The 22,033-nt window shown below is 65.6% G+C and carries 20 protein-coding genes; 13 read left to right on the top strand and 7 right to left on the bottom strand.

Features of this window, described 5'->3' with window-relative positions:
* Positions 1-38 precede the first annotated feature (38 nt).
* Genes sucD through mdh form a run of 3 tightly spaced genes read right to left on the bottom strand, consistent with a single transcriptional unit; the run spans position 39 to position 2,455 of the window.
* Positions 39-923, bottom strand: coding sequence for a succinate--CoA ligase subunit alpha (sucD, locus tag ACT53M_RS08195; protein WP_476232624.1), 885 nt, complete (start codon positions 921-923; stop codon positions 39-41).
* Positions 924-1,523 carry a hypothetical protein gene (locus tag ACT53M_RS08190; protein WP_476232622.1) on the bottom strand — a complete coding sequence of 200 codons (600 nt, stop codon included), beginning with the start codon at positions 1,521-1,523 and terminating at the stop codon, positions 924-926.
* The gene (gene mdh / locus ACT53M_RS08185) at positions 1,493-2,455 is read right to left on the bottom strand and encodes a malate dehydrogenase (RefSeq protein ID WP_476228557.1); all 963 of its coding nucleotides are present in this window, start codon (positions 2,453-2,455) and stop codon (positions 1,493-1,495) included. Before mdh ends, ACT53M_RS08190 begins: the two co-directional genes overlap by 31 nt.
* 270 nt (positions 2,456-2,725) lie before the next feature.
* Between mdh and ACT53M_RS08180 the strand changes: the two genes are divergently transcribed.
* From ACT53M_RS08180 to ACT53M_RS08165, 4 genes are all read left to right on the top strand, one after another.
* Positions 2,726-3,070, top strand: coding sequence for a hypothetical protein (locus tag ACT53M_RS08180; protein WP_476232621.1), 345 nt, complete (start codon positions 2,726-2,728; stop codon positions 3,068-3,070).
* Positions 3,070-4,209: a glutathionylspermidine synthase family protein gene (locus ACT53M_RS08175; protein WP_476232619.1), complete on the top strand. Its 1,140-nt coding sequence runs from the start codon at positions 3,070-3,072 to the stop codon at positions 4,207-4,209. Before ACT53M_RS08180 ends, ACT53M_RS08175 begins: the two co-directional genes overlap by 1 nt.
* A 96-nt stretch (positions 4,210-4,305) precedes the next feature.
* Positions 4,306-6,336 carry a M13 family metallopeptidase gene (locus ACT53M_RS08170; protein WP_476232618.1) on the top strand — a complete coding sequence of 677 codons (2,031 nt, stop codon included), beginning with the start codon at positions 4,306-4,308 and terminating at the stop codon, positions 6,334-6,336.
* A 185-nt stretch (positions 6,337-6,521) separates the two neighbouring features.
* Positions 6,522-6,647, top strand: coding sequence for a hypothetical protein (locus ACT53M_RS08165; RefSeq protein ID WP_476228561.1), 126 nt, complete (start codon positions 6,522-6,524; stop codon positions 6,645-6,647).
* A gap of 93 nt (positions 6,648-6,740) precedes the next feature.
* On the opposite strand, the gene ACT53M_RS08160 is transcribed toward ACT53M_RS08165, so the two are convergent.
* A complete protein-coding gene (locus tag ACT53M_RS08160; RefSeq protein WP_476232616.1) occupies positions 6,741-8,336 on the bottom strand; it encodes a peptide MFS transporter in 1,596 nt (531 codons plus the stop codon).
* 128 nt (positions 8,337-8,464) lie between these two features.
* Between ACT53M_RS08160 and ACT53M_RS08155 the strand changes: the two genes are divergently transcribed.
* The 6 genes from ACT53M_RS08155 to ACT53M_RS08130 all read left to right on the top strand — a co-directional run bounded on the left by ACT53M_RS08155 (position 8,465) and on the right by ACT53M_RS08130 (position 12,834).
* On the top strand, positions 8,465-9,046 hold the full coding sequence (locus tag ACT53M_RS08155; protein ID WP_476232615.1) for a nitroreductase family protein: 582 nt from the start codon (positions 8,465-8,467) through the stop codon (positions 9,044-9,046).
* Positions 9,047-9,083: 37 nt separating this feature from the next.
* Positions 9,084-9,446, top strand: coding sequence for a GntR family transcriptional regulator (locus ACT53M_RS08150; RefSeq protein ID WP_476232614.1), 363 nt, complete (start codon positions 9,084-9,086; stop codon positions 9,444-9,446).
* Positions 9,447-9,456: 10 nt separating this feature from the next.
* On the top strand, positions 9,457-9,720 hold the full coding sequence (locus tag ACT53M_RS08145; RefSeq protein WP_476232612.1) for a hypothetical protein: 264 nt from the start codon (positions 9,457-9,459) through the stop codon (positions 9,718-9,720).
* A gap of 83 nt (positions 9,721-9,803) precedes the next feature.
* Complete coding sequence (locus ACT53M_RS08140) at positions 9,804-11,324, top strand: aldehyde dehydrogenase family protein (protein ID WP_476232611.1); 1,521 nt, start codon at positions 9,804-9,806, stop codon at positions 11,322-11,324.
* Between the two features lie 20 nt (positions 11,325-11,344).
* On the top strand, positions 11,345-12,370 hold the full coding sequence (gene adhP, locus ACT53M_RS08135; RefSeq protein WP_476232610.1) for an alcohol dehydrogenase AdhP: 1,026 nt from the start codon (positions 11,345-11,347) through the stop codon (positions 12,368-12,370).
* A 146-nt stretch (positions 12,371-12,516) separates the two neighbouring features.
* Positions 12,517-12,834 carry a hypothetical protein gene (locus ACT53M_RS08130; RefSeq protein ID WP_476232608.1) on the top strand — a complete coding sequence of 106 codons (318 nt, stop codon included), beginning with the start codon at positions 12,517-12,519 and terminating at the stop codon, positions 12,832-12,834.
* A gap of 88 nt (positions 12,835-12,922) precedes the next feature.
* On the opposite strand, the gene ACT53M_RS08125 is transcribed toward ACT53M_RS08130, so the two are convergent.
* Positions 12,923-14,617: an acyl-CoA dehydrogenase gene (locus ACT53M_RS08125; protein WP_476232607.1), complete on the bottom strand. Its 1,695-nt coding sequence runs from the start codon at positions 14,615-14,617 to the stop codon at positions 12,923-12,925.
* Positions 14,618-14,665: 48 nt separating this feature from the next.
* On the opposite strand from ACT53M_RS08125, the gene ACT53M_RS08120 reads away from it, so the two are divergent.
* Positions 14,666-15,601, top strand: a complete 936-nt coding sequence (locus ACT53M_RS08120; protein WP_476232606.1) for an L-threonylcarbamoyladenylate synthase — start codon at positions 14,666-14,668, stop codon at positions 15,599-15,601.
* Between the two features lie 347 nt (positions 15,602-15,948).
* On the opposite strand, the gene msrA is transcribed toward ACT53M_RS08120, so the two are convergent.
* A complete protein-coding gene (msrA, locus tag ACT53M_RS08115; protein ID WP_476228572.1) occupies positions 15,949-16,494 on the bottom strand; it encodes a peptide-methionine (S)-S-oxide reductase MsrA in 546 nt (181 codons plus the stop codon).
* A 65-nt stretch (positions 16,495-16,559) separates the two neighbouring features.
* On the opposite strand from msrA, the gene galE reads away from it, so the two are divergent.
* A complete protein-coding gene (gene galE, locus ACT53M_RS08110) occupies positions 16,560-17,558 on the top strand; it encodes a UDP-glucose 4-epimerase GalE (protein ID WP_476228573.1) in 999 nt (332 codons plus the stop codon).
* Between the two features lie 46 nt (positions 17,559-17,604).
* On the opposite strand, the gene pepN is transcribed toward galE, so the two are convergent.
* On the bottom strand, positions 17,605-20,196 hold the full coding sequence (gene pepN, locus ACT53M_RS08105; protein ID WP_476232605.1) for an aminopeptidase N: 2,592 nt from the start codon (positions 20,194-20,196) through the stop codon (positions 17,605-17,607).
* Between the two features lie 166 nt (positions 20,197-20,362).
* Here pepN and ACT53M_RS08100 point away from each other — a divergent pair, with 166 nt between their 5' ends.
* Entirely contained in the window at positions 20,363-22,015 is a 1,653-nt protein-coding gene (locus tag ACT53M_RS08100) for a M28 family metallopeptidase (protein WP_476232604.1), read from the top strand.
* The last annotated feature ends 18 nt before the right edge of the window (positions 22,016-22,033 follow it).

Raw genomic sequence — 22,033 nt, 5'->3', positions numbered from 1 at the left:
CTCCCATCCCACCTATATAGGAGCGCTCCCGTTGCAGTTTAGCCCTTGAGCACTTCCATCAGCGTCTCGCCGAGCAGCGAGGGGCTGGGGGAGACACGGATGCCGGCGGCTTCCATCGCCGCGATCTTGTCTTCGGCGCCGCCCTGGCCGCCCGAAACGATCGCGCCGGCATGGCCCATGCGGCGGCCCGGAGGCGCGGTGCGACCCGCAATGAAACCGGCCATCGGCTTCTTGCGGCCACGCTTGGCCTCGTCGATCAGGAATTGCGCGGCTTCTTCTTCCGCCGAGCCTCCGATCTCGCCGATCATGATGATCGACTGGGTGGCTTCGTCGGCCAGGAACAGCTCGAGCACGTCGATGAAGTTGGTGCCGTTGACGGGGTCGCCGCCGATGCCGACTGCGGTGGTCTGGCCCAGACCGGCATTGGTGGTCTGGAACACCGCTTCATAGGTCAGGGTGCCCGAGCGCGACACGACACCCACCGAACCCTTGGAGAAGATCGAGCCCGGCATGATGCCGATCTTGCATTCGCCCGGCGTCAGCACGCCCGGGCAGTTCGGGCCGATCAGCCGCGACTTGGAGCCGGAAAGGGCGCGCTTCACCTTGACCATGTCGAGCACCGGAATGCCTTCGGTGATGCACACGATCAGCGGCACTTCGGCGTCGATCGCCTCGAGGATCGAGTCAGCCGCGAAGGGCGGCGGCACATAGATGACGCTGGCATCGGCGCCGGTCTTCGACTTGGCCTCGGCGACCGTGTCGAACACGGGCAGGCCGATATGCGTCGAACCGCCCTTGCCGGGGGTGACGCCGCCGACCATCTGCGTGCCATAGGCAAGCGCCTGTTCGGTGTGGAAGGTGCCGGTGGCACCGGTCATCCCCTGGACGATGACCTTGGTGTTCTTGTCGACGAGGATGCTCATTCAGTTCGCCTTTTTCGGGTCGCTGGGAGGGGCTGGGGTGTAGGAGCGCAGCGCAATCCAGCCGCCATAGGTGGCAAGCGAGAATTGCGTCGCTCCGGTAGGCGAGGCGACGAAGGTAGCGCCGTCGGCCTTGGACGCGGGCAGCGCGTAGAGCGGCACCTTGTCTTCGCCCGGCAGCACGATCTTGCGTGCTGTCAAATAATCGTCGCCGGAGCCCAGCCACAGGACGAGGCAGGAATCGGCGATGGGGCCGGCGACGGTGCCGGCCTTGGGTACGAACAGATAGATATTGCCGCCGGCGATGCGGTAGATGCTGTTGGGCACCGCCGCTGGTGCCGGCACCGGCGCCTTCAGCGCGTCCGCCGCATCTGCAGCGCCGGCCTTGCCGACGGTTCGCTGGGCTGCCGGGGGCAGCGTGGCGAAGCTGGCCGGTTCGGCCATGCCGCGCGACAGCTTCGCGCTGCCGCCCATGCACACCGCACGGAACAGCTCGACCGGCTCCGTCGGCGCAACGGCAACCGCTTCCTGGGCGGAAGCGGCTGCCGGCGCGACGAGCAGCGCCGGGAGGATCAGCCGAGCGAGGAGTCGATCGACTTGCATGCAGCGACCAGTTCCTTGACCGCGTCGACCGAGACGTCGAAATTCTGCTTCGCAGCAGCGTTCAGCTCGATCTCGACGATGCGCTCGACGCCCTCGGCGCCGATCACGATCGGCACGCCGACATACATGTTGTCGACGCCATATTGGCCGGTCAGGTGCGCGGCACAGGGCAGCAGGCGCTTCTTGTCCTTCAGATAGCTCTCGGCCATCGCGATCGCGCTGGTGGCCGGGGCATAGAAGGCCGAGCCGGTCTTGAGCAGGCCGACGATCTCGCCGCCGCCCGAACGGGTCCGGGCGACGATGGCGTCGATGCGCTCCTGAGTCGACCAGCCCATCTTGATAAGGTCGGGCACCGGGATGCCGGCAACGGTCGAATATTCGATCACCGGGACCATGGTGTCGCCGTGGCCGCCGAGCACGAAGGCCGTGACGTCTTCGACCGAAACCTTGAATTCTTCGGCGAGGAAGTGGCGGAAGCGTGCCGAGTCGAGCACGCCGGCCATGCCGACCACCTTCTGGTGCGGCAGGCCCGAGAATTCGCGCAGCGCCCAAACCATCGCGTCGAGCGGGTTGGTGATGCAGATCACGAAGGCGTCCGGCGCGTGGGCGGCAATGCCTTCACCCACGGCCTTCATGACCTTCAGGTTGATGCCCAGCAGGTCGTCGCGGCTCATGCCCGGCTTGCGGGGCACGCCAGCGGTGACGATGCAGACGTCGGCGCCGGCAATGTCCTCATAGCTGTTCGCGCCCTTGAGGTTGGCGTCGAAGCCTTCGACCGGACCCGACTGAGCGATGTCGAGCGCCTTGCCCTGCGGCGTACCTTCGGCGATGTCGAACAGGACGATGTCGCCCAGTTCCTTCATCGCGGCGAGGTGCGCGAGGGTGCCGCCGATCATGCCAGAGCCGATCAGCGCGATCTTCTTGCGGGCCATGGAATCTCCTTGGTTCGTCCAAGCAAAGCGGCCGCACGAGGCGCGCGCCGCGAAAGCGGAGGCGGGATAGGCCCATAATAGCGCGGCTGCAACCCGGGATTCGGTGTAGCGTGCAGATTATTTTTGCAATTTGTTCGCAGGAGCAATAAACTGGGTAAGCCGCAGTTTTACGTCGTAAGGGCGTGTCCGGTTCTTCGCGACAGGCGCCAGCGTACCCGCTATGATATGTCCGGTGCAACTGCCCGTGCAGCGGTTGCGACAGGGGGTAGGATGCGGAAAGCGCCTGATTTCAGCCGGTTGCGAATTACCGTCGCCACGTCGGTGGCGTTGCTGGCGGCCGGCTGTGGCCGCAGCGATGTCGCCGATCAGCCGGTGCGCTATTGCACCGATTTGAGCGGTCGGCGGATCGACGACGCGAATTGCAACCATTCCTCCTATTGGGGCGGCGCGCATTATTATTATGTCGGCCGCGGTGCCCATATTCCCGCGATCGGGCAGCCGGCGTTCGGCGGGTCGAACCAGGCTGCGGCGGGTGTCCGCTACACGACTCCCGAAGGCGTGACGCGGGGCGGCTTCGGGCGGATCGGCGCTTTCTTCGGCAGCAGGGGCGGCTGATGCAGCTCACGCCGGTTACGCCGCGCGCCGACTGGCAGGCGCGGGTCGAATCGCTCGGCCTCGTCTGGCACAGCGTCGACGATCGGCCCTATTGGGACGAAAGCGCCTGCTATCGCTTCACTCCGGCCGAAGTGGCAGAAATCGAGGCGGCGACGGCGGAGCTGTACCGGCTCTACCTCGCCGCCGGCGAACATATTCTTGCCGAGGGGCGGCTGGGCGAGCTGGGCATTCCGCGCCCCGTCTGGGACGCGGTGGCGGCAGCGTGGGAAGCGGAGCCGCCGGCGCTCAATTTCGGACGGTTCGATCTTGGCTATACCGGCGACGGCCCGCCCAAGCTGTTCGAGTTCAATTGCGACACGCCGACGAGCCTTTTGGAAGCCGCGGTGATCCAGTGGGACTGGAAGGAAGCGCTGTGTCCTGCACTCGACCAGTATAACAGCCTGCACGACGCGCTGGTGGCCCAGTGGCGGGCGATCGCGCCGTTGCTGGCGGGGCCGCAAGTGCATTTCGCCCATATGGCGGATGTCGCGGGCGAGGACGCCGTCACCATCGCCTATCTGCGCGACACGGCGGAAGAAGCCGGGCTGGCGACGCAGGCGATCGAAATGGCGGCAATCGGCTGGGACCAGGGACAGCGCTGCTTCGTCGACCTGGCCGACCGGCGGATCGATACCGCCTTTCATCTCTATCCGTGGGAATGGCTGCTCGCGGAGGATTTCGCGCCGATGCTGGTCGAAAGCCTCGCCACGACGCGCTGGATCGAGCCGATCTGGAAGGCCATGTGGAGCAACAAGGCGATCCTCCCGATCCTGTGGGAGCTGTTTCCCGGCCACCCCAATTTGCTCGAGGCGGGCACCCGGCCGATCGGCGGCAAGCAGGTGGCCAAGCCGTTATTCGGACGCGAAGGCGCGAATGTCTCGATCCGGTTCGGCGATATCATTATCGCCGAGACCGATGGCGACTATGTCGAACAGGGCTGGATCTACCAGCGCTTCCACCCCTTGCGCGATTTTGGTGCGGGTTATCCCGTGATCGGGGCGTGGATCGTCGATGGCGCGCCGGCCGGCATGGGGATTCGCGAGGACGGGCTGATCACCGGCAACCACGCCCGGTTCGTGCCGCATGTGATCGAAGGATAGGCCTCGCACCTGGTATCGCACGCAACAAAATAACATTGCCCGGGCGGGCGGGCGGCGTTATCCTCGACTAATACACATGTCTTGGGGGATATCCGCATGCGATTTCGTCGTTCTTTGTTGCTGGCGGGCGTTTGCGCCACGCTGGTGTCGGTATCGGCCCATGCCCAGACGGGCAAGCCGCGCTATGGCGCTTTCGGCGTCGACCTGACCGCGCAAAAGGCCGGGGTAAAGCCGGGCGATGATTTCTGGACCTTCGTCAATGGCGGCTGGGATGCGCGGACCGAAATCGCGCCCGACCGCGCCTCGGCCGGCTATGGCGTGCAGCTCGTTCTCGAGGCGGAGGCGAATGTCCGAGACCTCTTGAACGAGATGGCGAAGAACCCCGCCGCCTATGGCGCCAGCGGCAAGCAGATCGGCGATTTCTACGCGAGCTGGATGGACGTGGCGGGCATCGAGGCCCGCGGTACCGCACCGCTGAAGCCTTATCTCGCCCGCATTGCCGGCGTACAGGACAAGGCGGGGCTGCAGGTGCTGTTCGCCAGCACCGGCTATGCCTCCCCGGTCGAAGTGGGGATGAGCCCCGGCCTTGCCGATCCGACCCGCTATACGGCGGTGGTCGGCCAGGGCGGTCTGGGCATGCCGCGCGACTATTTCCTGAAGGACGGGGAAAAGTTCGAGGCATTCCGGAAGGCCTATCGCGCCTATGTGCAGCATATTCAGGAACTGGCCGGCATCCCCGACGCCAGCGCCAAGGCGGATGCCATCGTCGCGCTGGAAACCGCGATGGCCAAGGTGCAATGGTCGCCCGAGCAGAGCCGCAACATCGCCGCGCTCAACGATCCGCAGACGATCGCCGGTCTCACTGCCAAGGCGCCCGAGTTCGACTGGGCGCTGATGCTCAAGACAGCCGGGATCGACAGCTCGCCGCAGATCCTGATGACGCAGAACACGGCTCTCACCGCGCTTGGCAAGCTGTTCGCGGCAACCCCGCTCCAGACCTGGAAGGATTATCTCGCCTATCGCTTCGTCAGCGATCATGCGACCTATTTGCCTAAGGTCTTCGACGACGCGCGGTTCGATTTCTATGCAAAAACACTTTCGGGCGTGCAGGTGCAGCGCGATCGCTGGAAGCGTGGCGTGCAACTGGTCAACGGCGCGTTAGGCGAGGCCGTGGGTCGAGCCTATGTGTCCAAATATTACCCGCCGGCAGCCGAGAAGCAGATGGCCGAGCTGGTCGAGAACCTGCGCGATGCCTATCGTGAACGGATTACCGCTTCGACCTGGATGGATGGCGAAACCCGCAAGGGCGCCCTGGCCAAGCTGACGGCATTCGAGCCGCGGATCGGTCATCCGGACAAATATATCGACTATTCGACGCTTCAGGTGGAGCGTGGCGATCTGCTCGGCAACATTATGCGTTCGGGCGAATTCGAGCATCAGCTCGAGCTGTCGCGTTTCCCCAAGCCGGTTGACCGCAGCCTGTGGGCGATGACGCCGCAGACGGTGAACGCTTATTACAATCCACTCTCGAACCAGATCACCTTCCCGGCAGCGATCCTGCAGCCGCCCTTTTTCGACCCCAATGCCGATCCGGCCGTGAATTATGGCGCGATCGGCGCGATCATCGGCCATGAAATGGGCCACGGCTTTGACGATCAGGGCAGCCAGTTCGGGCCGACCGGCAAGTTCGAAAACTGGTGGACGCCCAAGGCCAAGGCCGATTTCGGAGCGCGTACCAAGGCGCTGGCCGACCAGTATAGCAGCTATGAGGCAGTACCGGGGCTGAAGGTGCAAGGCGGGCTGACGCTGGGCGAGAATATCGGCGATCTCGGCGGCGTTGAGGCTGCCTATGCAGCCTATCAGCGTTATCAGGCCAAACATGGTCAGGCCAAGGTGATCGACGGGCTGACGGGCGATCAGCGCTTCTTCCTTGCTTATGCCCAGGCCTGGCAGGCCAAGGTGCGCGACGATGCACTGCGCCAGCAGGTGCTGACCGATCCGCACTCGCCGGCGAAGTTCCGGGTCAACGGCGTCGTCCGCAATGTCGATGCCTGGTACAAGGCCTTCAATATCCAGCCGGGCGACAAGCTGTACCTGCCGCCCGACCAGCGCGTGCATATCTGGTAAAGCTGCATCGGCCCGGTGGAAACACCGGGCCGATTTGCTTTGCGGGCGGACAATGTGATTGCACGAATTGCAATCGTACGCGGAAATCATTGCAGTTGCGGGATCGGACGCGAGCGACCAGATGCGCCTCCGCGTCGCTGCACTGCAGCATGCCAGTTCCCCGCCCAGAAGGCTCGATATCCGCGATGTTTTCCCTGATTGCCCTGTTCGTCGCCTGGCGTCGCCAGACTGCCGCGGCACCCGCGCCTGCCCTCGGCGTGGCCGGCAATGATTGCGAACCGCTGGAGATCCTGTTGCCGCAGGCGGCCTAGTCCCCCTCGTCCGGCTCTCCCCCTCTCTCTGCCGGACGAAAGGAAAAGGGGCGTCGCATCCCTTGGTGCGGCGCCCCTTTTCTGTTTTCTGCGTTACTTGCGTTCCGCGTCCGGATGCGTTCCCGGGGCCGCCGGTTCGGCCAGTTGCCCTTCGCCGGCCAGAGCGTGGCCAGTCTCATCCTTGCCGATCGTGTCCAGATGCATCAGCCGCGCGATCAACCAGCTGATCGGCACCGCGATCACGCCGATGACGATGATGTACCAGCCGATCGACCAATAGACATCGAGCACCCGTTCCGGACCGGCGCCTTCCCCGCCGGTTGCCTGGGCGATCCGGGCCGCCAGGAAATTGCCTGCCGCCGTCGACAGGAACCAGGTGCCCATCATCAGGCCGACCATCGACCCGGTCGAAAGGCGCGTCATGCTCGAAAGGCCGACGGGCGAGAAGCACAGTTCGGCGGTCGAATGGAGCAGATAGAGCAGGATGACGAACAGCATCGGCGTCATCGCTCCACCCTTGTCCGCGCCCAGCACCAGCACGATGAAGCCGAGGCCGACCTGAATTAGGCCAAGCGCGAATTTGAGCGGCGCGCTGGGTTCCAGCCCGCGCTTGCCCAACCAGACCCACATCATGCCGAACAGCGGCGCCAGCGTGATGATCCAGAAGCTGTTGACCGACTGGAACCAGGATGCCGGCATTTCCCAGCCGAACAGATGGCGGTCGACGCGCTGGTCGGTGAATACGTTCAGTGACGAACCGGCCTGTTCGAACAAGGCCCAGAAGAGCGGGCAAAGCACAATCAGGTACAGCGCGCCGAAGATGCGATGGCGTTCCACCTTGGGCAGGGTGAATAGTGCCCGGTAGAAGATGTACAGGAATGTGAGGCCGAACGTGGCGAGCAACAGCGTGCCGACAAGGCCTTCGTCGCGGATCAGCAACCAGGACACGCCGACCGTGGCGAGCGCGCCCAGATAGATCAGCCATTCGCGCGAAAGGCCGATTGGCGTTCTTGCCGCGAGCAGCGCCGGCGCGGGCGGTGCGCCCGCCTCGTGCAGGTCGCGGCGGAACAGCACGAACACCACCAGCCCCAGCAGCATGCCGATGCCCGCTGCACCGAAGCCCCAGGACCAGCCGACCCGCTCGCCCAGATAGCCGACCAGGATCGGGCCGATAAAGGCGCCCAGGTTGATACCCATGTAAAAGATCGAGAAGGCGCCATCACGCCGGGCGTCGTCGCGCGGATATAGCTGACCGACCAGCACCGAAATATTGGCCTTCAGGAAGCCGGTGCCGACGATGATGAAGGCCAGGCCGGCATAGAAGCCCTGGAGATAGCCGGCCTGTTCGCCCTTGGGGCCTTCGACCAGCGCGATCAGCAGGTGGCCGGCGGCAATGAACAATCCGCCCGCCAGCACGGCCTTGCGCGCGCCCAGATATTTGTCGGCAAGATAACCGCCGACCACGGGCGTGATGTACACCATCGAGGTATAGGCGCCGTACACCGCATAGGCAGGGCTTTCGGTGAACAGGAAATGCTTGGTCAGATAGAAGACCAGAATCGCCCGCATCCCGTAATAGGAAAAGCGCTCCCACATCTCCGCGAAGAACAGCATGAACAGCCCGCGTGGGTGCCCAAGCAAGGTTTTTGCCGTAGCGGGTACACCCCCGCCCGTCGTCGGTGTCGCCATGCGCCCGATGATTCCCTTTTTTAGCCTTGCAGGCCGTGCGGCCCGCCAAAGCGCGGCAGACTAGCGGCGAAAGCGGCGCTGTGAAGAGCGGTTGTTGCGATCGTAACCAGTTGATAGGGCCGGTGCCCATGACCTTTAACGACCGCTCGACTCCGCTCAGCCTCCTCCAGACCCGCCGTTCGGGCAAGCCGCGCGATCTGGTGGCGCCGGGGCCGAGCCCGGAACAGCTCGATCAGATGGTGGCAATTGCCGCGCGCACGCCCGACCATGGCAAGCTCGCACCGTGGCGCTTCGTAATCGTGCCCGACGTAGCGCGTCCGGCGCTGGCGCTGAAGCTCGTGGAAATCCTGCGCGCCGAAAACCCTGACGCAACACCCCGCGACGAAGAGGCTGCCGCCCAGTTCGCCACCCAGGCGCCGGCTTTGGTGGTGGTGCTCTCCGCCCCCGTCCAGCCGCACAAGATTCCGCTGTGGGAGCAGGAATTGTCGGCCGGTGCGGCGTGCATGAACCTGCTCCACGCTGCCCACGCTATGGGCTTTGCCGGCGGCTGGCTGACCGGCTGGCCCGCCTATTCGGATGCGGTACGCGATCTGTTCGGGGGCGAGGGGCAGCGGATTGCCGGCTTCGTCTTCATCGGTACCCCGGCACGGCCGCTGGAAGAGCGGCCGCGCGGTGAACTGTCCCAAATCGTGTCTCAGTGGAATCCCTGAGTCTGGACTCAAGGGACATGTGCTGTATTATGCCAGCATGACAGCCCTGGAGCATGAAGACAGCCCGGTTTATCTGAAGCTGCGTGCAACGATCGCTGCGGCGATTCTGCGTGGCCAGTATCGCGCCGGCGACCAGCTTCCTTCGGTGCGCGCGCTCGCCGCTGAACATGGTGCCAATCCGCTGACGGTGGCCAAAGCCTATCAGAGTTTCCAGGACGACGGCTATGTTGAGGTACGCCGCGGCGTCGGTATGTTCGTGCTGCCGGGGGCAGTCGAACGGCTGCGCATTGCGGAGCGCGAGCGGTTCCTCACCGGCTTCTGGCCGCGCGTGAAGGATCATATCGCGCTGCTCGGCCTCGACGTGCGCGAATTGCTCGACGGCAGCCACGAGATCGCCTGAGGCGGTGCCGGTGCACGCCCTGATGCAATGGGCGATCGCAATCGCTATACTCGCCGCCATCCCGCTGCTGGTGCGGGTAGGGCGGCGTAACGCCCGTGGTCGGGCAGGCGGAGTGGCGCTGATGCTCGGCCTCGCCTTTGGCCATCTGTTCGATCCCACACGCGCCGAAGCCACGGAGTCGATCCAGAAGCGCCGCGAACAGCCCGAAGAAGCGGAAGCCGCTGCGGGCGGCACCGGGGAATCAGGAAACCTCCCTAAGCACCTCTCCGAATAGGGTATTCGCGCTGTCAGGCGCATCCCTTCCGACGATCCGGGCGCAAGCCATCGTGGCGCGCCCCGAAGTCTCGGAGGGAAGCGATGTTCGAGCAAGCGATCCAGACCGTGCGGACCCAGGGCCATCAGCCGGCCCGCTATGGCAATTTCATCGGCGGCCGTTGGGTCGATCCCATTGAGGGCCGCTGGTTCACCGACCACAGCCCGATCAACGGCAAGCCGCTCGCCGAAATTGCCCAGTCGACGCCCGCCGATGTCGAGGGCGCGCTCGACGCCGCCCATGCCGCGCGGCGCCGCTGGGCCGCCGTTTCGCCGCAGGAGCGCGCGCTGATCCTCAACCGCGTCGCCGACCGGATGGAAGCAAATCTGGAGCTGCTCGCGCTCGCCGAGACGATGGATAACGGCAAGCCGATCCGCGAGACGCGCGCCGCCGATGTGCCGCTGGCGATCGACCATTTCCGCTATTTCGCCGGCTGCGTCCGCGCCGCCGAAGGCACGATCTCGACGATCGACGAAAAGACCATCGCCTATCATTTCAAGGAACCGGTCGGCGTGGTCGGCCAGATCATCCCGTGGAACTTCCCGCTGCTGATGGCGGCGTGGAAGATCGCCCCGGCACTGGCGGCGGGCAATTGCACTATCATCAAGCCGGCCTCGCAGACCCCGCTCAGCCTGCTCCTCTTCGCCGAGTTGACGGCCGACATCCTGCCGCCGGGCGTGGTCAACATCGTTACCGGGCCGGGCGCCTCGGTCGGCCGCGCCATCGCCGCCAATCCGCGCATCGGCAAGGTCAGCTTCACCGGCGAGACCACCACCGGCCGGCAGATCATGCAATATGCCGCCGAGCATCTGATCCCGCAGACGATGGAGCTGGGCGGCAAGTCGCCCAACATCTTCCTGGCCGATGTGATGCAGGAAGACGATGCCTTCCTCGACAAGGCGCTGGAGGGTTTCGCCCTGTTCGCCTTCAACAAGGGCGAAGTCTGCACCTGCCCCAGCCGCGCGCTGGTGCATGAATCGATCTTCGACAAGTTTGTCGAACGCGCCGTCGCCCGTGTGGCCGCGATCCGCGTCGGCGATCCGCTCGATCCCGCGACGCAGATGGGTCCGCAGGCATCGGAGGACCAGCTCCACAAGATCCTCGGCTATATCGACATCGGCAAGGGTGAAGGCGCGCAGTGCCTGACCGGCGGCGAACGCGCGCTGCCCGGCGGCGAGCTCGACCAGGGCTATTTCGTGCGCCCCACCGTGTTTACCGGCAACAACAAGATGCGCATCTTCCAGGAGGAAATCTTCGGGCCCGTCCTGTCGGTCACCAGCTTCAAGACCGTGGAAGAGGCGATCGAGATCGCCAATGACACGGTTTATGGCCTGGGCGGCGGCGTATGGAGCCGCAACGGCACCCATGCGTACGAGATCGGCCGCGCGATCGAGGCCGGACGCGTCTGGACCAATTGCTACCATGTCTATCCCGCGCACGCGGCGTTCGGCGGGTACAAGGAATCGGGCTTCGGGCGCGAAACTCACAAGATGATGCTCGATCACTATCAGCAGACCAAGAATCTGCTGGTCAGCTACGACACCGCCGCGCGCGGTCTGTTCTGAACATCGGGAGAGGAACCATCATGCTCAAGACCATGAAAGCCGCCGTCGTCCGTGAATTCGGCAAGCCGCTGGTGATCGAGGAAGTGCCGGTGCCGCAGGTCGGGCCGGGCCAGATTCTGGTGAAGATCGCCGCCAGCGGCGTCTGCCACACCGATCTCCACGCCGCTGAGGGAGACTGGCCGGTCAAGCCCAAGCCGCCCTTCATTCCGGGCCATGAAGGCGTCGGCCACGTCGCGGCGGTCGGTGCCGGCGTCACCCATGTCAAGGAAGGCGACCGGGTCGGCGTGCCGTGGCTCTACACCGCCTGCGGCCACTGCGTGCATTGCCTGGGCGGCTGGGAGACGTTGTGCGAAAGCCAGCAGAATACCGGCTATTCGGTGAATGGCGGCTTTGCCGACTATGTGCTGGCTGACCCGAATTATGTCGGCATCCTGCCCGACAATGTCGGCTTCGTGGAGATCGCCCCGGTGCTGTGCGCGGGCGTCACCGTGTACAAGGGGCTGAAGGTCACCGACACCAAGCCGGGCGACTGGGTGGCGATCTCGGGTATTGGCGGGCTCGGCCATATGGCGGTGCAATATGCCAAGGCGATGGGGCTCAACGTTATCGCCGTCGACATTGACGACGCGAAGCTCGACCTTGCAAAGAAGCTCGGCGCCGAGCTGACGGTCAATGCGCGTAACGAAGACCCGGTCGCGTTCGTGAAGAAGAGCGTCGGCGGCGCCAACGGCGTGCTGGTGACGGCGGTGTCGACCAAGGCGTTCCAGCAGGCGCTGGGCATGGTCGGGCGCGGCGGCACCGTCTCGCTGAACGGCCTGCCGCCGGGCGACTTCCCGCTGTCGATCTTCGACACGGTGCTGAACGGCATCACCGTGCGCGGCTCGATCGTCGGCACCCGGCTCGACCTGCAGGAGGCGCTCGACTTTGCCGGCCAGGGCAAGGTCCGCGCGACGGTGGCGACCGAGAAGCTCGAGAACATCAACAGCGTGTTCGAACGGATGCACAAGGGCGAGATCGAGGGGCGGATCGTGCTTGATATGGCGTGAGGGGTGGGGGCGCCGGCGTTTCCGTCGACGGGCGCTTGCCCGAAGAGCGGGGACGGGGCGCTCCTTACTGGTGCTCTGCGAAGGCTGGAGCACGGGCCACGAGCAATTCTCTTGAAGCCTGCTGTTCGCTTCGGCAACCTGTTTCCATGACAGCCTATGCTGCGGTAGATTCGCTGATTGACGAATGGGCGGAGGCACATGGGTTGCAGCTCATCCGCGAATGGGCTGGGGCACCCAACAGATTTGCCTATCTTCCCGGCCTGCGGCGCTTCGAGTGCTTCCAGATTGCTATCGAACCGCCCGCAGATGGCCGCATCGCGGTACTGGCGGCCTCCGTGGACACGGATGACGGAAGTGAATTTGCCCGCAAATGGGAGGGTTCAACGGAAGATCTCGCCCGGATGTTGGAAACGGCGCGAGAGGCTGTCTGCGGTTGGGTGAGCCGAAAGCCCGCCAAAGGCTGAAAGGCGGGAGAAGGCATCCCGTCGGGGGATACATCGCTCACCTCCCCCTCCGACCCGCCGCGCGGGCCCCCCCCCGGCGGGGCATTCTTCACGCCGCGAACGCCTCTGCCTCCACCGCGTACAGCACCGCCGCCTTCGCCATCGCCGCCGCACGCAGGCCGAGCGCCTCGGGCACGATCTGCTCGACATAGAAGCGCGCCGCCGCCTGCTTCATGTTCAGGAAGCCCGGTTCGCCCTCGCTCTGCGCCGCCAGCCGGCCGCTCTTCTCCATCAGCCAGCCACATACCGCCACCGACAGCATCGTCAGGAACGGATAGCTCGCCGCCAGCCGGTCGTCCGCGTCGGAGCCTAGCAGGTTGCGGCCGACCTCCTCGCACAGGTCGATCAATTGCAGCAGCACCGCGTCCTCGGCCTCGGCGCGCATGTCGGCGAGCAGGCCGAGCAGCGTTGCGCCATTGTCCATGCTCAGCTTGCGGCCGACCAGATCGGCGGCCTGGATGCCGTTGGTGCCTTCGTAGATCGGGGTGATGCGGGCGTCGCGGAAATGCTGGGCGGCGCCGGTCTCCTCGATATAGCCCATGCCGCCATGCACCTGCAGCCCGAGGCTGGCGACTTCGTTGCCGAGATCGGTCGCATGCGCCTTGGCGAGCGGGGTGAGCAACTCGACGCGCTTGTCGGCCTCGGTATCCCCGGCACGGCCGCGATCGAGCTGGCCGAAGGCGTAATAGACCAGCGCGCGCGCCGCCTGGGTCTGCGCCTTCATCCGGAGCAGCATGCGGCGGACATCGGGATGCTCGACGATCGCCACCGGCGCGCCGCCACGATATCCCTGCACCCGCTCGCGGGCATAGGCGACCGCGCGCTGGGTGGCGCGCTCGGCGACCTGCACGCCCTGCAGGCCGACATTGAGCCGGGCGTTGTTCATCATCGTGAACATCGCGCGGATGCCGCCCAGCTCGGGGCCGATCAGCTCGCCGATGCAGTCGTCGTTATCGCCGAAGCTCAGCACGCAGGTGGGCGAGGCGTGCAGGCCCATCTTGTGCTCGATCGAAACGACGCGGACGTCGTTGAACGCGCCGGGCGTGCCGTCCGCATTCAGCCGGTACTTCGGCACCAGAAACAGCGACAGGCCCTTGGTCCCCGCCGGCGCGCCCGGCGTGCGGGCGAGGACGAGGTGGACGATATTGTCGGCCATGTCATGGTCGCCGAACGAGATGTAGATCTTGGTGCCCTTGATCTTCCACGTGCCGTCGCCCACCGGCTCGGCCTTGGTCTTGAGCGCGCCGACATCGGAGCCCGCCTGCGGCTCGGTGAGGTTCATCGTGCCGGTCCATTCGCCAGTGGCGAGCTTCGGCAGATAGAGCGCCTGCTGCTCGGGCGAGCCGTGATGCTGCAGCGCCTCGACCGCGCCGACCGTCAGCACCGGGCACAGGCAGAAGCCCATATTGGCGGTGCCCAGCGTTTCCAGCACCGCGATCGACAGGCTGACCGGCAGGCCCTGCCCGCCGAAATCGGCCGGCGAGCCGATCGTGCCCCAGCCGCCCTCGACAAAGGCGCGATAGGCCTGGGCAAACCCCGCCGGCATCTTCACGCCCTGTTCGGTCCAGCGCGCGCCTTCGGTATCGCCCAGCCGTTCGAGCGGCGCCCATTCGCCGGCGGCGAACTGGCCCGCGCCATCCAGCACCGCATCAACCAGGTCGGGCGTTGCCTCTTCGCTGATCTCGTGCAGGCGGACGATATGGTCGAGCACGAAACGCTGCTCGGCGGTGGCGGGGGTGAACATGCTACCTCTCACTTGTCGTCTGTTTCCCCAGGCTATAGCGCCTTCCCGGTGAGCCCGACAAATCCGCGAATCTTACCCTACGGCACCGCCGCGATTGCCGAAGCCGCCGCGCTGATTCGCGCCGGCCAGTGCGTCGCGGTGCCCACCGAAACCGTCTACGGGCTCGCCGCCGACGCGAGTGATTCGCAGGCAGTGGCGGGCATTTACGCAGCCAAGGGGCGGCCGTCGTTCAACCCGCTGATCGTCCATGTCGCCGACATGGCGGTGGCGGAGAAGATCGCGCGGTTCGATGCGGAAGCGCGCGCGCTGGCGGCGCGATTCTGGCCCGGGCCGCTCACCATGGTGGTGCCGCTCGCCCCCGGCGCGCCGGTCGCCAGTCTGGTGACGGCGGGGCTCGATACCGTGGCGGTGCGGATGCCCGCGCACCGGGCGATGCAGGCGCTGCTCGCCGCCAGCGGGTGCGCGCTCGCTGCGCCCTCCGCCAATGCCAGCGGCGGCATCAGCCCTACGCGCGCCGCGCATGTCGCCGCCAGCCTGGCCGGGCGCATTCCGCTGGTGATCGACGACGGCGCGACCGCGCAGGGGATCGAATCGACCATCGTCGATCCGCGCGCGCGGCTGATCCTGCGCCCGGGGCCGATTACGGCCGAGGCGCTGGGAGGCTATGCGGTGGCGGCGGCGGAGGGCAGCGCGATTACCGCGCCCGGCCAGCTATCCAGCCATTATGCCCCGTCCAAGCCCGTGCGGCTGGAGGCGCGTGCGCCAATGCCGGGCGAATGGATGATCGGCTTCGGCCCGGTGGATGGCGACGATACGCTGTCCGCCACCGGCGACCTGCGCGAGGCGGCGGCGCGGCTGTTCGATGCGCTGCATGCCGCCGATGCCGCGCCGGCGCAATGCATCGCTGTCGCGCCGGTGCCGATGCTGGGCCTGGGTGTAGCGATCAACGACCGGCTTGCCCGCGCGGCCGCTCCCCGCGGCTGAAACCGGTTTCATTTTTCTCAAAATGGGTATGTCGCGCGTATACGATTCTTTACAGACGCGCCGCAAACCATAGACTCGCCAACTGTTCGTAGCCCTGCGTTCAGAAAAAGATCGGGTGCGGCAAGATGGAGGCGTGCGTGTTCACGACGTTTCGTAATAATGGACGGTATGCGGAAAGTCGTGCGCGTTTCAGCAATTTGCCGAAACGCGCAAAGCATTTGTCTCTTTGAGAGCGGAGCCGAACATCGTTGACGCGACCTTGGTTGGGGCGCGGGACGAGGTTTTTGGACGCTGCGGCCGGGGGCGGCACGCAGCGGATTAACCCCCCCGTGGGAGGGCGCGACCTGTTACAGGGACGCGCCCTCTTTCGTTCGTGCGGCAAAGCTCTTGCGCAGCTTGCGGAGTTTGGGCGGAATGACGGCGAGGCAATAGGGGTTACGCTGCCCCTCGCCCTGCCAATATTCCTGGTGATAGTCTTCGGCCGGCCACCACTGGCCCAGCGGTTCGATCGCGGTGACGATAGGCGCCGGCCAGTCGGGCCGGGCACGCTCGATCGCGTCCAGTGCCTCGCGTTCCTGCTCGGCGGAGTGCGGGAAGATCGCCGAGCGATATTGGGTGCCGATGTCGTTGCCCTGGCGGTTGAGCTGGGTCGGGTCATGCGTCGCCAGGAAAATGTCGAGCAGATCGCCATAACTGACCACGTCATTGTCGAAGCTGACGCGAATCGCCTCCGCATGGCCGGTCGTGCCGGTGCACACTTCCTTGTAGGTCGGGTTTTCCTTGGTGCCGCCGATATAGCCGCTTTCGACCGCCTGCACGCCGATCACGTCGTTGAACACCGCTTCGGTGCACCAGAAGCATCCCCCGGCGAGGGTAGCCGTTTCGATTGCCATGACGAACTCCTTGCTTGAGGCCCGAAGATAGGGTGAAGGGCGGGCGGAACAAAGGGGACTGTGTGATGCGTGACGGTACGGTTCTGGTTACGGGTGGTGCGGGCTATATCGGCAGCCATGCGGTGCTGGCATTGCTCGATGCGGGCTGGCGCGTGGTGGTGGTGGACAATCTCGTCACCGGCTTCGATTGGGCCGTCGATCCGCGCGCGACTTTGGTGATTGCCAATATCGAGGACGACGCAACTGTCCGCGCGGCAATGCGCGAGCATGGCGTGATTGCCGTCATGCATTTCGCCGGATCGGTAGTGGTGCCGGAATCGGTGACCGATCCGCTCAAATATTATCGCAACAACACCGCCGCCAGCCGCGCGCTGATCGAAAGCGCGGTCGCCGAAGGCGTGAAGCATTTCATCTTCTCCTCGACGGCGGCCACGTACGGCATTCCCGAACAGGTGCCGGTGCGCGAGGATACGCCGAAGGCGCCGATCAATCCCTATGGCATGTCGAAGCTGATGACCGAGATCATGCTGAAGGATGTCGCTGCCGCGCACCCGATCAACTATTGCGCGCTGCGCTATTTCAACGTTGCCGGTGCCGATCCGCAGGGGCGCAGCGGCCAGTCGACGGCAGGCGCCACCCATCTGATCAAGGTCGCGGTAGAAGCGGCGACCGGCAAGCGCAGCCATGTCAGCGTGTTCGGCACCGATTTCGCCACCCCCGACGGTACTGGCGTGCGCGACTATATCCATGTGACGGACCTCGCCGCGGCGCATGTCGACGCGCTCGACCTGCTGATCGCACGGCCGGAGGAAAACCACACGCTCAACGCCGGCTATGGCCGCGGCTTCTCGGTGCTCGAAGTGCTCGACGCGGTCGATCGCGTGACCAACATGACGATCGAGCGCCGGCTGGAAGGCCGCCGCGCCGGTGATCCCGATGCGCTGGTGGCCGACAACAGCGCAATCCTCGCGGCGCTGCCGTGGCGGCCGAAGCATGACGATCTGAACGGCATCGTCCGCGACGCGCTGGCCTGGGAACGCAAGCTCGCCGAACGCGGTAAATAAGTCAGGCCAGACCCGGCCGCAGTGATTGCGGGCCGGGCCTGCCCGATCATCCGTCGAGCGACTTCGTCGCCTGTTCGAACATGTCCTTGCTCAGGCCCGGCGCTGCAACGATGCGTTCCAGCTCGGCTCGCATCTTGGCGGCGCGGTCTGCGTCGAACCGCTTCCACCGCCCGAGCGGCGGCACCAGCTTGGCCGCGGTCTGGGGGTTAAGCCGGTCGAGCGCGATCAGCTGGTCTGCCACGAACCGATAGCCACGGCCCGAAGGATCGTGGAAGGCGCGCTGGTTGACGCTGAACGCACCGATCAGCGCGCGCGCCCGGTTCGGGTTGGCCAGCGTGAAGTCGGGGTGGTGCGCCAGTCGCTCGACGGCGTCGGCCGTATCGTCGCGCGACGACAGCGCCTGGGTCTGGAACCATTTGTCGAGCACCAGCGCATTGCCGGCATAGCGGTCGTAAAAGCCGGCCAGCGCGCGCTCGCGCAGCGTCGACGTGCCGTTGGCCAGCGTCGCGAGACCGCCCTGGCGGTCGGTCATGTTGTCGGCAGCCTCGAACTGGGCAAAGGCCAGCTCGGCTGCGTCCTGCGCGCCGCTCGCGGCGATATAGCCGAGCGCAACATTCTTCAGCCGCCGCGCGCCCTTGGCTGCCGGCGAATATTCGAAACGATTGGCCCGCGCGCCTTCATAGGCGGCGCGCCATTCGGTCTCCAGCGCCCGGCCCAGATCGGCGCGCAGCGCCTCGCGGGCATGGAAGATCGCCTCGGGATCGACCACGGCCATCTGATCACCGATGAAGCTGTCCGAAGGCAGCAGCACCGCTTCGCCGATAAAGGCGCGGTCCAGCGTCTGGTCGGTCAGCGTGTTGCGTACGGCATCGATCAGCGCGACATGGTCGCCCTTGCCGCTGGTCACGGCGGCGACCAGCGTATCGAGCATCAGCTGCTGCATCGCCTCGTACCGGGCGAAGGGGTCGTCGTCATGCGCGGACAGGAAGGCGAGGTCGGTTGCGCTGCGATTGGCGTCGACGATCACCGGGGCGGAAAAGCCGCGGTTGATCGACAGCACGGCGCGTTCGCCCAGTCCGTCGAAGCGCAGTTCCTGCTCGGGCTGGTCGAGCAGCACCAGCTGCTCTTCGGTCAGCGGCGTGCCGCTCGCTTCGCCGAACAGGCGGATTTTGAGCGGCAGGACCATCGCGTCCTTTGCCGGCTGGCCCGGCGTCGGCGGCACCGTCTGGGCGAGCGCCAGGCGCGTGGTGCCCCCTTCCTGCGTCAGCGTCGCGGAAACGCGCGGCGTACCCGCCTGGCTGTACCAGCGGCGGAACTGGCCGAGATCGACGCCGCCGGCTTCTTCCATGCAGCGTACGAAATCCTCGCAGGTGGCAGCGGTGCCGTCGAAGCGATCGAAATAGATGTCGGTCGCGGCGCGGAACTTCTGCGGGCCCAGGATGGTCGCCATCATCCGGATCAGCTCGGCGCCCTTGTTGTAGATGGTCGCCGTGTAGAAGTTCGAAATCTCGATATATTCGTCGGGGCGCACCGGGTGGGCGAGCGGGCCGGCATCCTCGGGAAACTGGCTGGCGCGAAGCGAGCGTACATCCTCGATCCGCTTGACCGCTGCCGATCCCTGATCGGCCGAGAAGCTCTGGTCGCGGAAGACGGTGAAGCCTTCCTTCAGGCTCAGCTGGAACCAGTCGCGGCAGGTGACGCGATTGCCCGACCAGTTGTGGAAATATTCGTGCGCGACGACCGCGGCGATCGCATCATAGTCCCAGTCGGTCGCGGTATCGGGGTCGGCAAGGATGTAGCGGCTGTTGAAGACGTTCAGCCCCTTGTTCTCCATCGCGCCGAAATTGAAATCGTCGACCGCGACGATGTTGAACACGTCGAGGTCATATTCGCGGCCATAGACCTCCTCGTCCCACTTCATGCTGAGCTTGAGGGCGTGAAGCGCATGGTCGGTCTTGGGCAGGTCGGGCGAGCGGACCCAGATGCCGAGCTGCACTTCGCGCCCGGACATGGTGGTGAAGCTGCCCTTGTTGGCAACCAGATCGCCCGCGACCAGCGCGAACAGATAGCTCGGCTTGGGGAACGGGTCGTGCCATTCGGCCCAGTGGCGGCCGCCGTCCAGATCGCCCTGCGCGATCGGGTCGCCATTGGCTAGCAGCACCGGGAAGCGCGCCTTGTCGGCTGCCATCCGAACCTTGTACTTCGACAGGACATCGGGCCGGTCGGGAAAGAAGGTGATGCGGCGGAATCCTTCCGCCTCGCACTGGGTGCACAGCATGCCCGACGAGGCATAGAGCCCCTGAAGCTGGGTGTTGCGCTCGGGCGCGATCACCACTTCGGTTTCGATCTGGTGGCTGTTGCCGGCAAGCGGAACCACCAGATCGGCGCCGTCCATCTGCCAGCCGGCCGCCTCGGCACCGTCGACGCGCACCGTCTGGGCGGTGAGGCCATCGCCGTTCAGCACCAGCGGCCGGTCATGTGCGCCATTGCGGGTGACGGTCAGCGTCGCCCGCACCTGCGTTGCGGCGGGGTCGAGATCGAAGTCGAGGGCGATTTCCGGCACCAGCCAGTCGGGGACACGATAGTCCTCACGACGAATGATCCGGGGGGCTTCGGTTGCGGTACGGGCATCGGTCATACAGCGCCCGATATAGAGCCAAGCCCCGGCACCGCTACATCATTCTGTCGATTTCCGTGAGCGAAGCGACCGCTGCCCGCCGAAGCGCCTGTGTCGGGGGAGGGAATTGACCGCATCCGAACCGCTGCTAGGTTTGAAACATTATTGCGACTTCCAGGGAATACCGATGCATCGAACGACTGCGCCGCTTGCCCTTCTGCTGCTTGCGGCTGCCCCGGCCTTTGCCCAGTCGGCCGTCGAGCGGAACGCCGTCATCACGGCGCCGCTGCCGGCCGATCAGGCGGCGCTCAAGAGCCATGTGATGTTCCTTGCCTCCGATGCGATGAAGGGACGCGAGGCGGGTTCGCCGGAGTTCGACATCGCCGCGCAATATGTCGCGTCGCAATTCTATGCAGCCGGACTGAAGCCGATGGGCGACGATGGCGGTTATCTGCAGAAAGTGCCGCTGGTCACCTATCGCCTCGACGGGGCCGGCGCGATGGCGCTGGGTCGCGGCAAGGCGGCGCCACTCGCGCTTGAATCGGGCAAGGATTTCATCGCTGCCGCCAACCCCGAACGGCCGGAATACAGCCTCACCGCGCCGGTGGTGTTCGTCGGCTACGGCATCGTCGGCATGGGCCGCGACGACTACAAGGGCGTGGACGTGAAGGGGAAGATCGTCGCCTTTTTCGGCGCCGTCCCCTCCGCCATCACCGGCGAGGAAGGCGCCCATTTCCAGGGCAGCACCGCCCGTGCCGAGATCGCTCGCAAGCGCGGCGCGATCGGCTATATCACGCTGGAAGGCCCGCCGGCGATGCACGGCCGGCCTTTCTCTATGATGGCGGCCTTTGCCGGCCGCCCGCGCGTCACCTGGGGTGCGGCCGACGGCACCGGCCATATTCCTGCGCCGGGCACGCCCAATCTCGGCATGCTGAGCCTGACCGGCGCCGCCAAGCTGTTCGAAGGCGCGAAAACGCCCTGGGCGACGGTCCTCACGACGGCCGAAGTCGATGGCGCCCGCTTCAAGCCCGAGCTGCTGCCGGCCACGCTGACGGTGGCGGCCAAGACCCGGCTGACGACGGTGACGAGTTATAATGTCGCGGGCTTCATCCCGGGCAGCGACCCCAGGCTCGCAGGCGAAGTGGTCGTGCTCTCCGCCCATCTCGACCATATCGGCGTGGGCAAGCCCGATGCGAAGGGCGACACGATCAACAATGGCGCCCTCGACGATGCGATCGGCATCGCCTCGCTGATCGAGGAAGCGAAGCGGTTCAAGAACACCAACAGCCAGCCGCGCCGCTCGGTGCTGTTCCTCGCTGTCACGGCCGAGGAAAAGGGGCTGATCGGTTCGGACTATTTCGCCAATCACCCGACGGTGCCGGGGACGATCGTGGCGGACGTCAATCTCGACATGCCGATCATCACCTATCCGTTTCAGGATATCGTCGTGTACGGCGCCAACCATTCGACGCTGGGGCCGATCGTCGCCAAGGCAGCGGCCGAGATCGGCGTGAAGATGTCAGACGATCCGCTGCCGGGCGAGAATATCTTCGTCCGTTCGGACCACTATAACTTCGTGCGCAAGGGCGTGCCGTCGGTGTTCCTGTGGCCGGGTGCGGGCGGGCCGGGCCGTGCGGCGATCGATGACTTCATGAAGAACCATTATCACCAGCCGTCGGACCAGATCGACCAGCAGCCGGCGCTCAACTGGGAATCGGGCGTGCGCTTCGTCGACGTGAACTATCGCATCGCCCGCGCCATTGCCGATGGCGGCCAGCGGCCGGTGTGGAACAAGGGGGATTTCTTCGGCCTGACCTATGACGGTCCGGGCGCGAAGTAACGACACGAAGACGGGGGG

This window comes from Sphingomonas sp. DMC6, assembly GCF_056314225.1.
Note: the sequence above shows the minus strand (reverse complement) of the source record. Positions and strands in the feature narration are given on the sequence as shown.

Coding starts and splice junctions, on each gene's coding strand:
- sucD (WP_476232624.1), bottom strand. CDS start 923: ATGAGCATCCTCGTCGACAAGAACACCAAGGTCATCGTCCAGGGGATG.
- ACT53M_RS08190 (WP_476232622.1), bottom strand. CDS start 1,523: ATGCAAGTCGATCGACTCCTCGCTCGGCTGATCCTCCCGGCGCTGCTC.
- mdh (WP_476228557.1), bottom strand. CDS start 2,455: ATGGCCCGCAAGAAGATCGCGCTGATCGGCTCTGGCATGATCGGCGGC.
- ACT53M_RS08180 (WP_476232621.1), top strand. CDS start 2,726: ATGCGGAAAGCGCCTGATTTCAGCCGGTTGCGAATTACCGTCGCCACG.
- ACT53M_RS08175 (WP_476232619.1), top strand. CDS start 3,070: ATGCAGCTCACGCCGGTTACGCCGCGCGCCGACTGGCAGGCGCGGGTC.
- ACT53M_RS08170 (WP_476232618.1), top strand. CDS start 4,306: ATGCGATTTCGTCGTTCTTTGTTGCTGGCGGGCGTTTGCGCCACGCTG.
- ACT53M_RS08165 (WP_476228561.1), top strand. CDS start 6,522: ATGTTTTCCCTGATTGCCCTGTTCGTCGCCTGGCGTCGCCAGACTGCC.
- ACT53M_RS08160 (WP_476232616.1), bottom strand. CDS start 8,336: ATGGCGACACCGACGACGGGCGGGGGTGTACCCGCTACGGCAAAAACC.
- ACT53M_RS08155 (WP_476232615.1), top strand. CDS start 8,465: ATGACCTTTAACGACCGCTCGACTCCGCTCAGCCTCCTCCAGACCCGC.
- ACT53M_RS08150 (WP_476232614.1), top strand. CDS start 9,084: ATGACAGCCCTGGAGCATGAAGACAGCCCGGTTTATCTGAAGCTGCGT.
- ACT53M_RS08140 (WP_476232611.1), top strand. CDS start 9,804: ATGTTCGAGCAAGCGATCCAGACCGTGCGGACCCAGGGCCATCAGCCG.
- adhP (WP_476232610.1), top strand. CDS start 11,345: ATGCTCAAGACCATGAAAGCCGCCGTCGTCCGTGAATTCGGCAAGCCG.
- ACT53M_RS08130 (WP_476232608.1), top strand. CDS start 12,517: ATGACAGCCTATGCTGCGGTAGATTCGCTGATTGACGAATGGGCGGAG.
- ACT53M_RS08125 (WP_476232607.1), bottom strand. CDS start 14,617: ATGTTCACCCCCGCCACCGCCGAGCAGCGTTTCGTGCTCGACCATATC.
- msrA (WP_476228572.1), bottom strand. CDS start 16,494: ATGGCAATCGAAACGGCTACCCTCGCCGGGGGATGCTTCTGGTGCACC.
- galE (WP_476228573.1), top strand. CDS start 16,560: ATGCGTGACGGTACGGTTCTGGTTACGGGTGGTGCGGGCTATATCGGC.
- pepN (WP_476232605.1), bottom strand. CDS start 20,196: ATGACCGATGCCCGTACCGCAACCGAAGCCCCCCGGATCATTCGTCGT.
- ACT53M_RS08100 (WP_476232604.1), top strand. CDS start 20,363: ATGCATCGAACGACTGCGCCGCTTGCCCTTCTGCTGCTTGCGGCTGCC.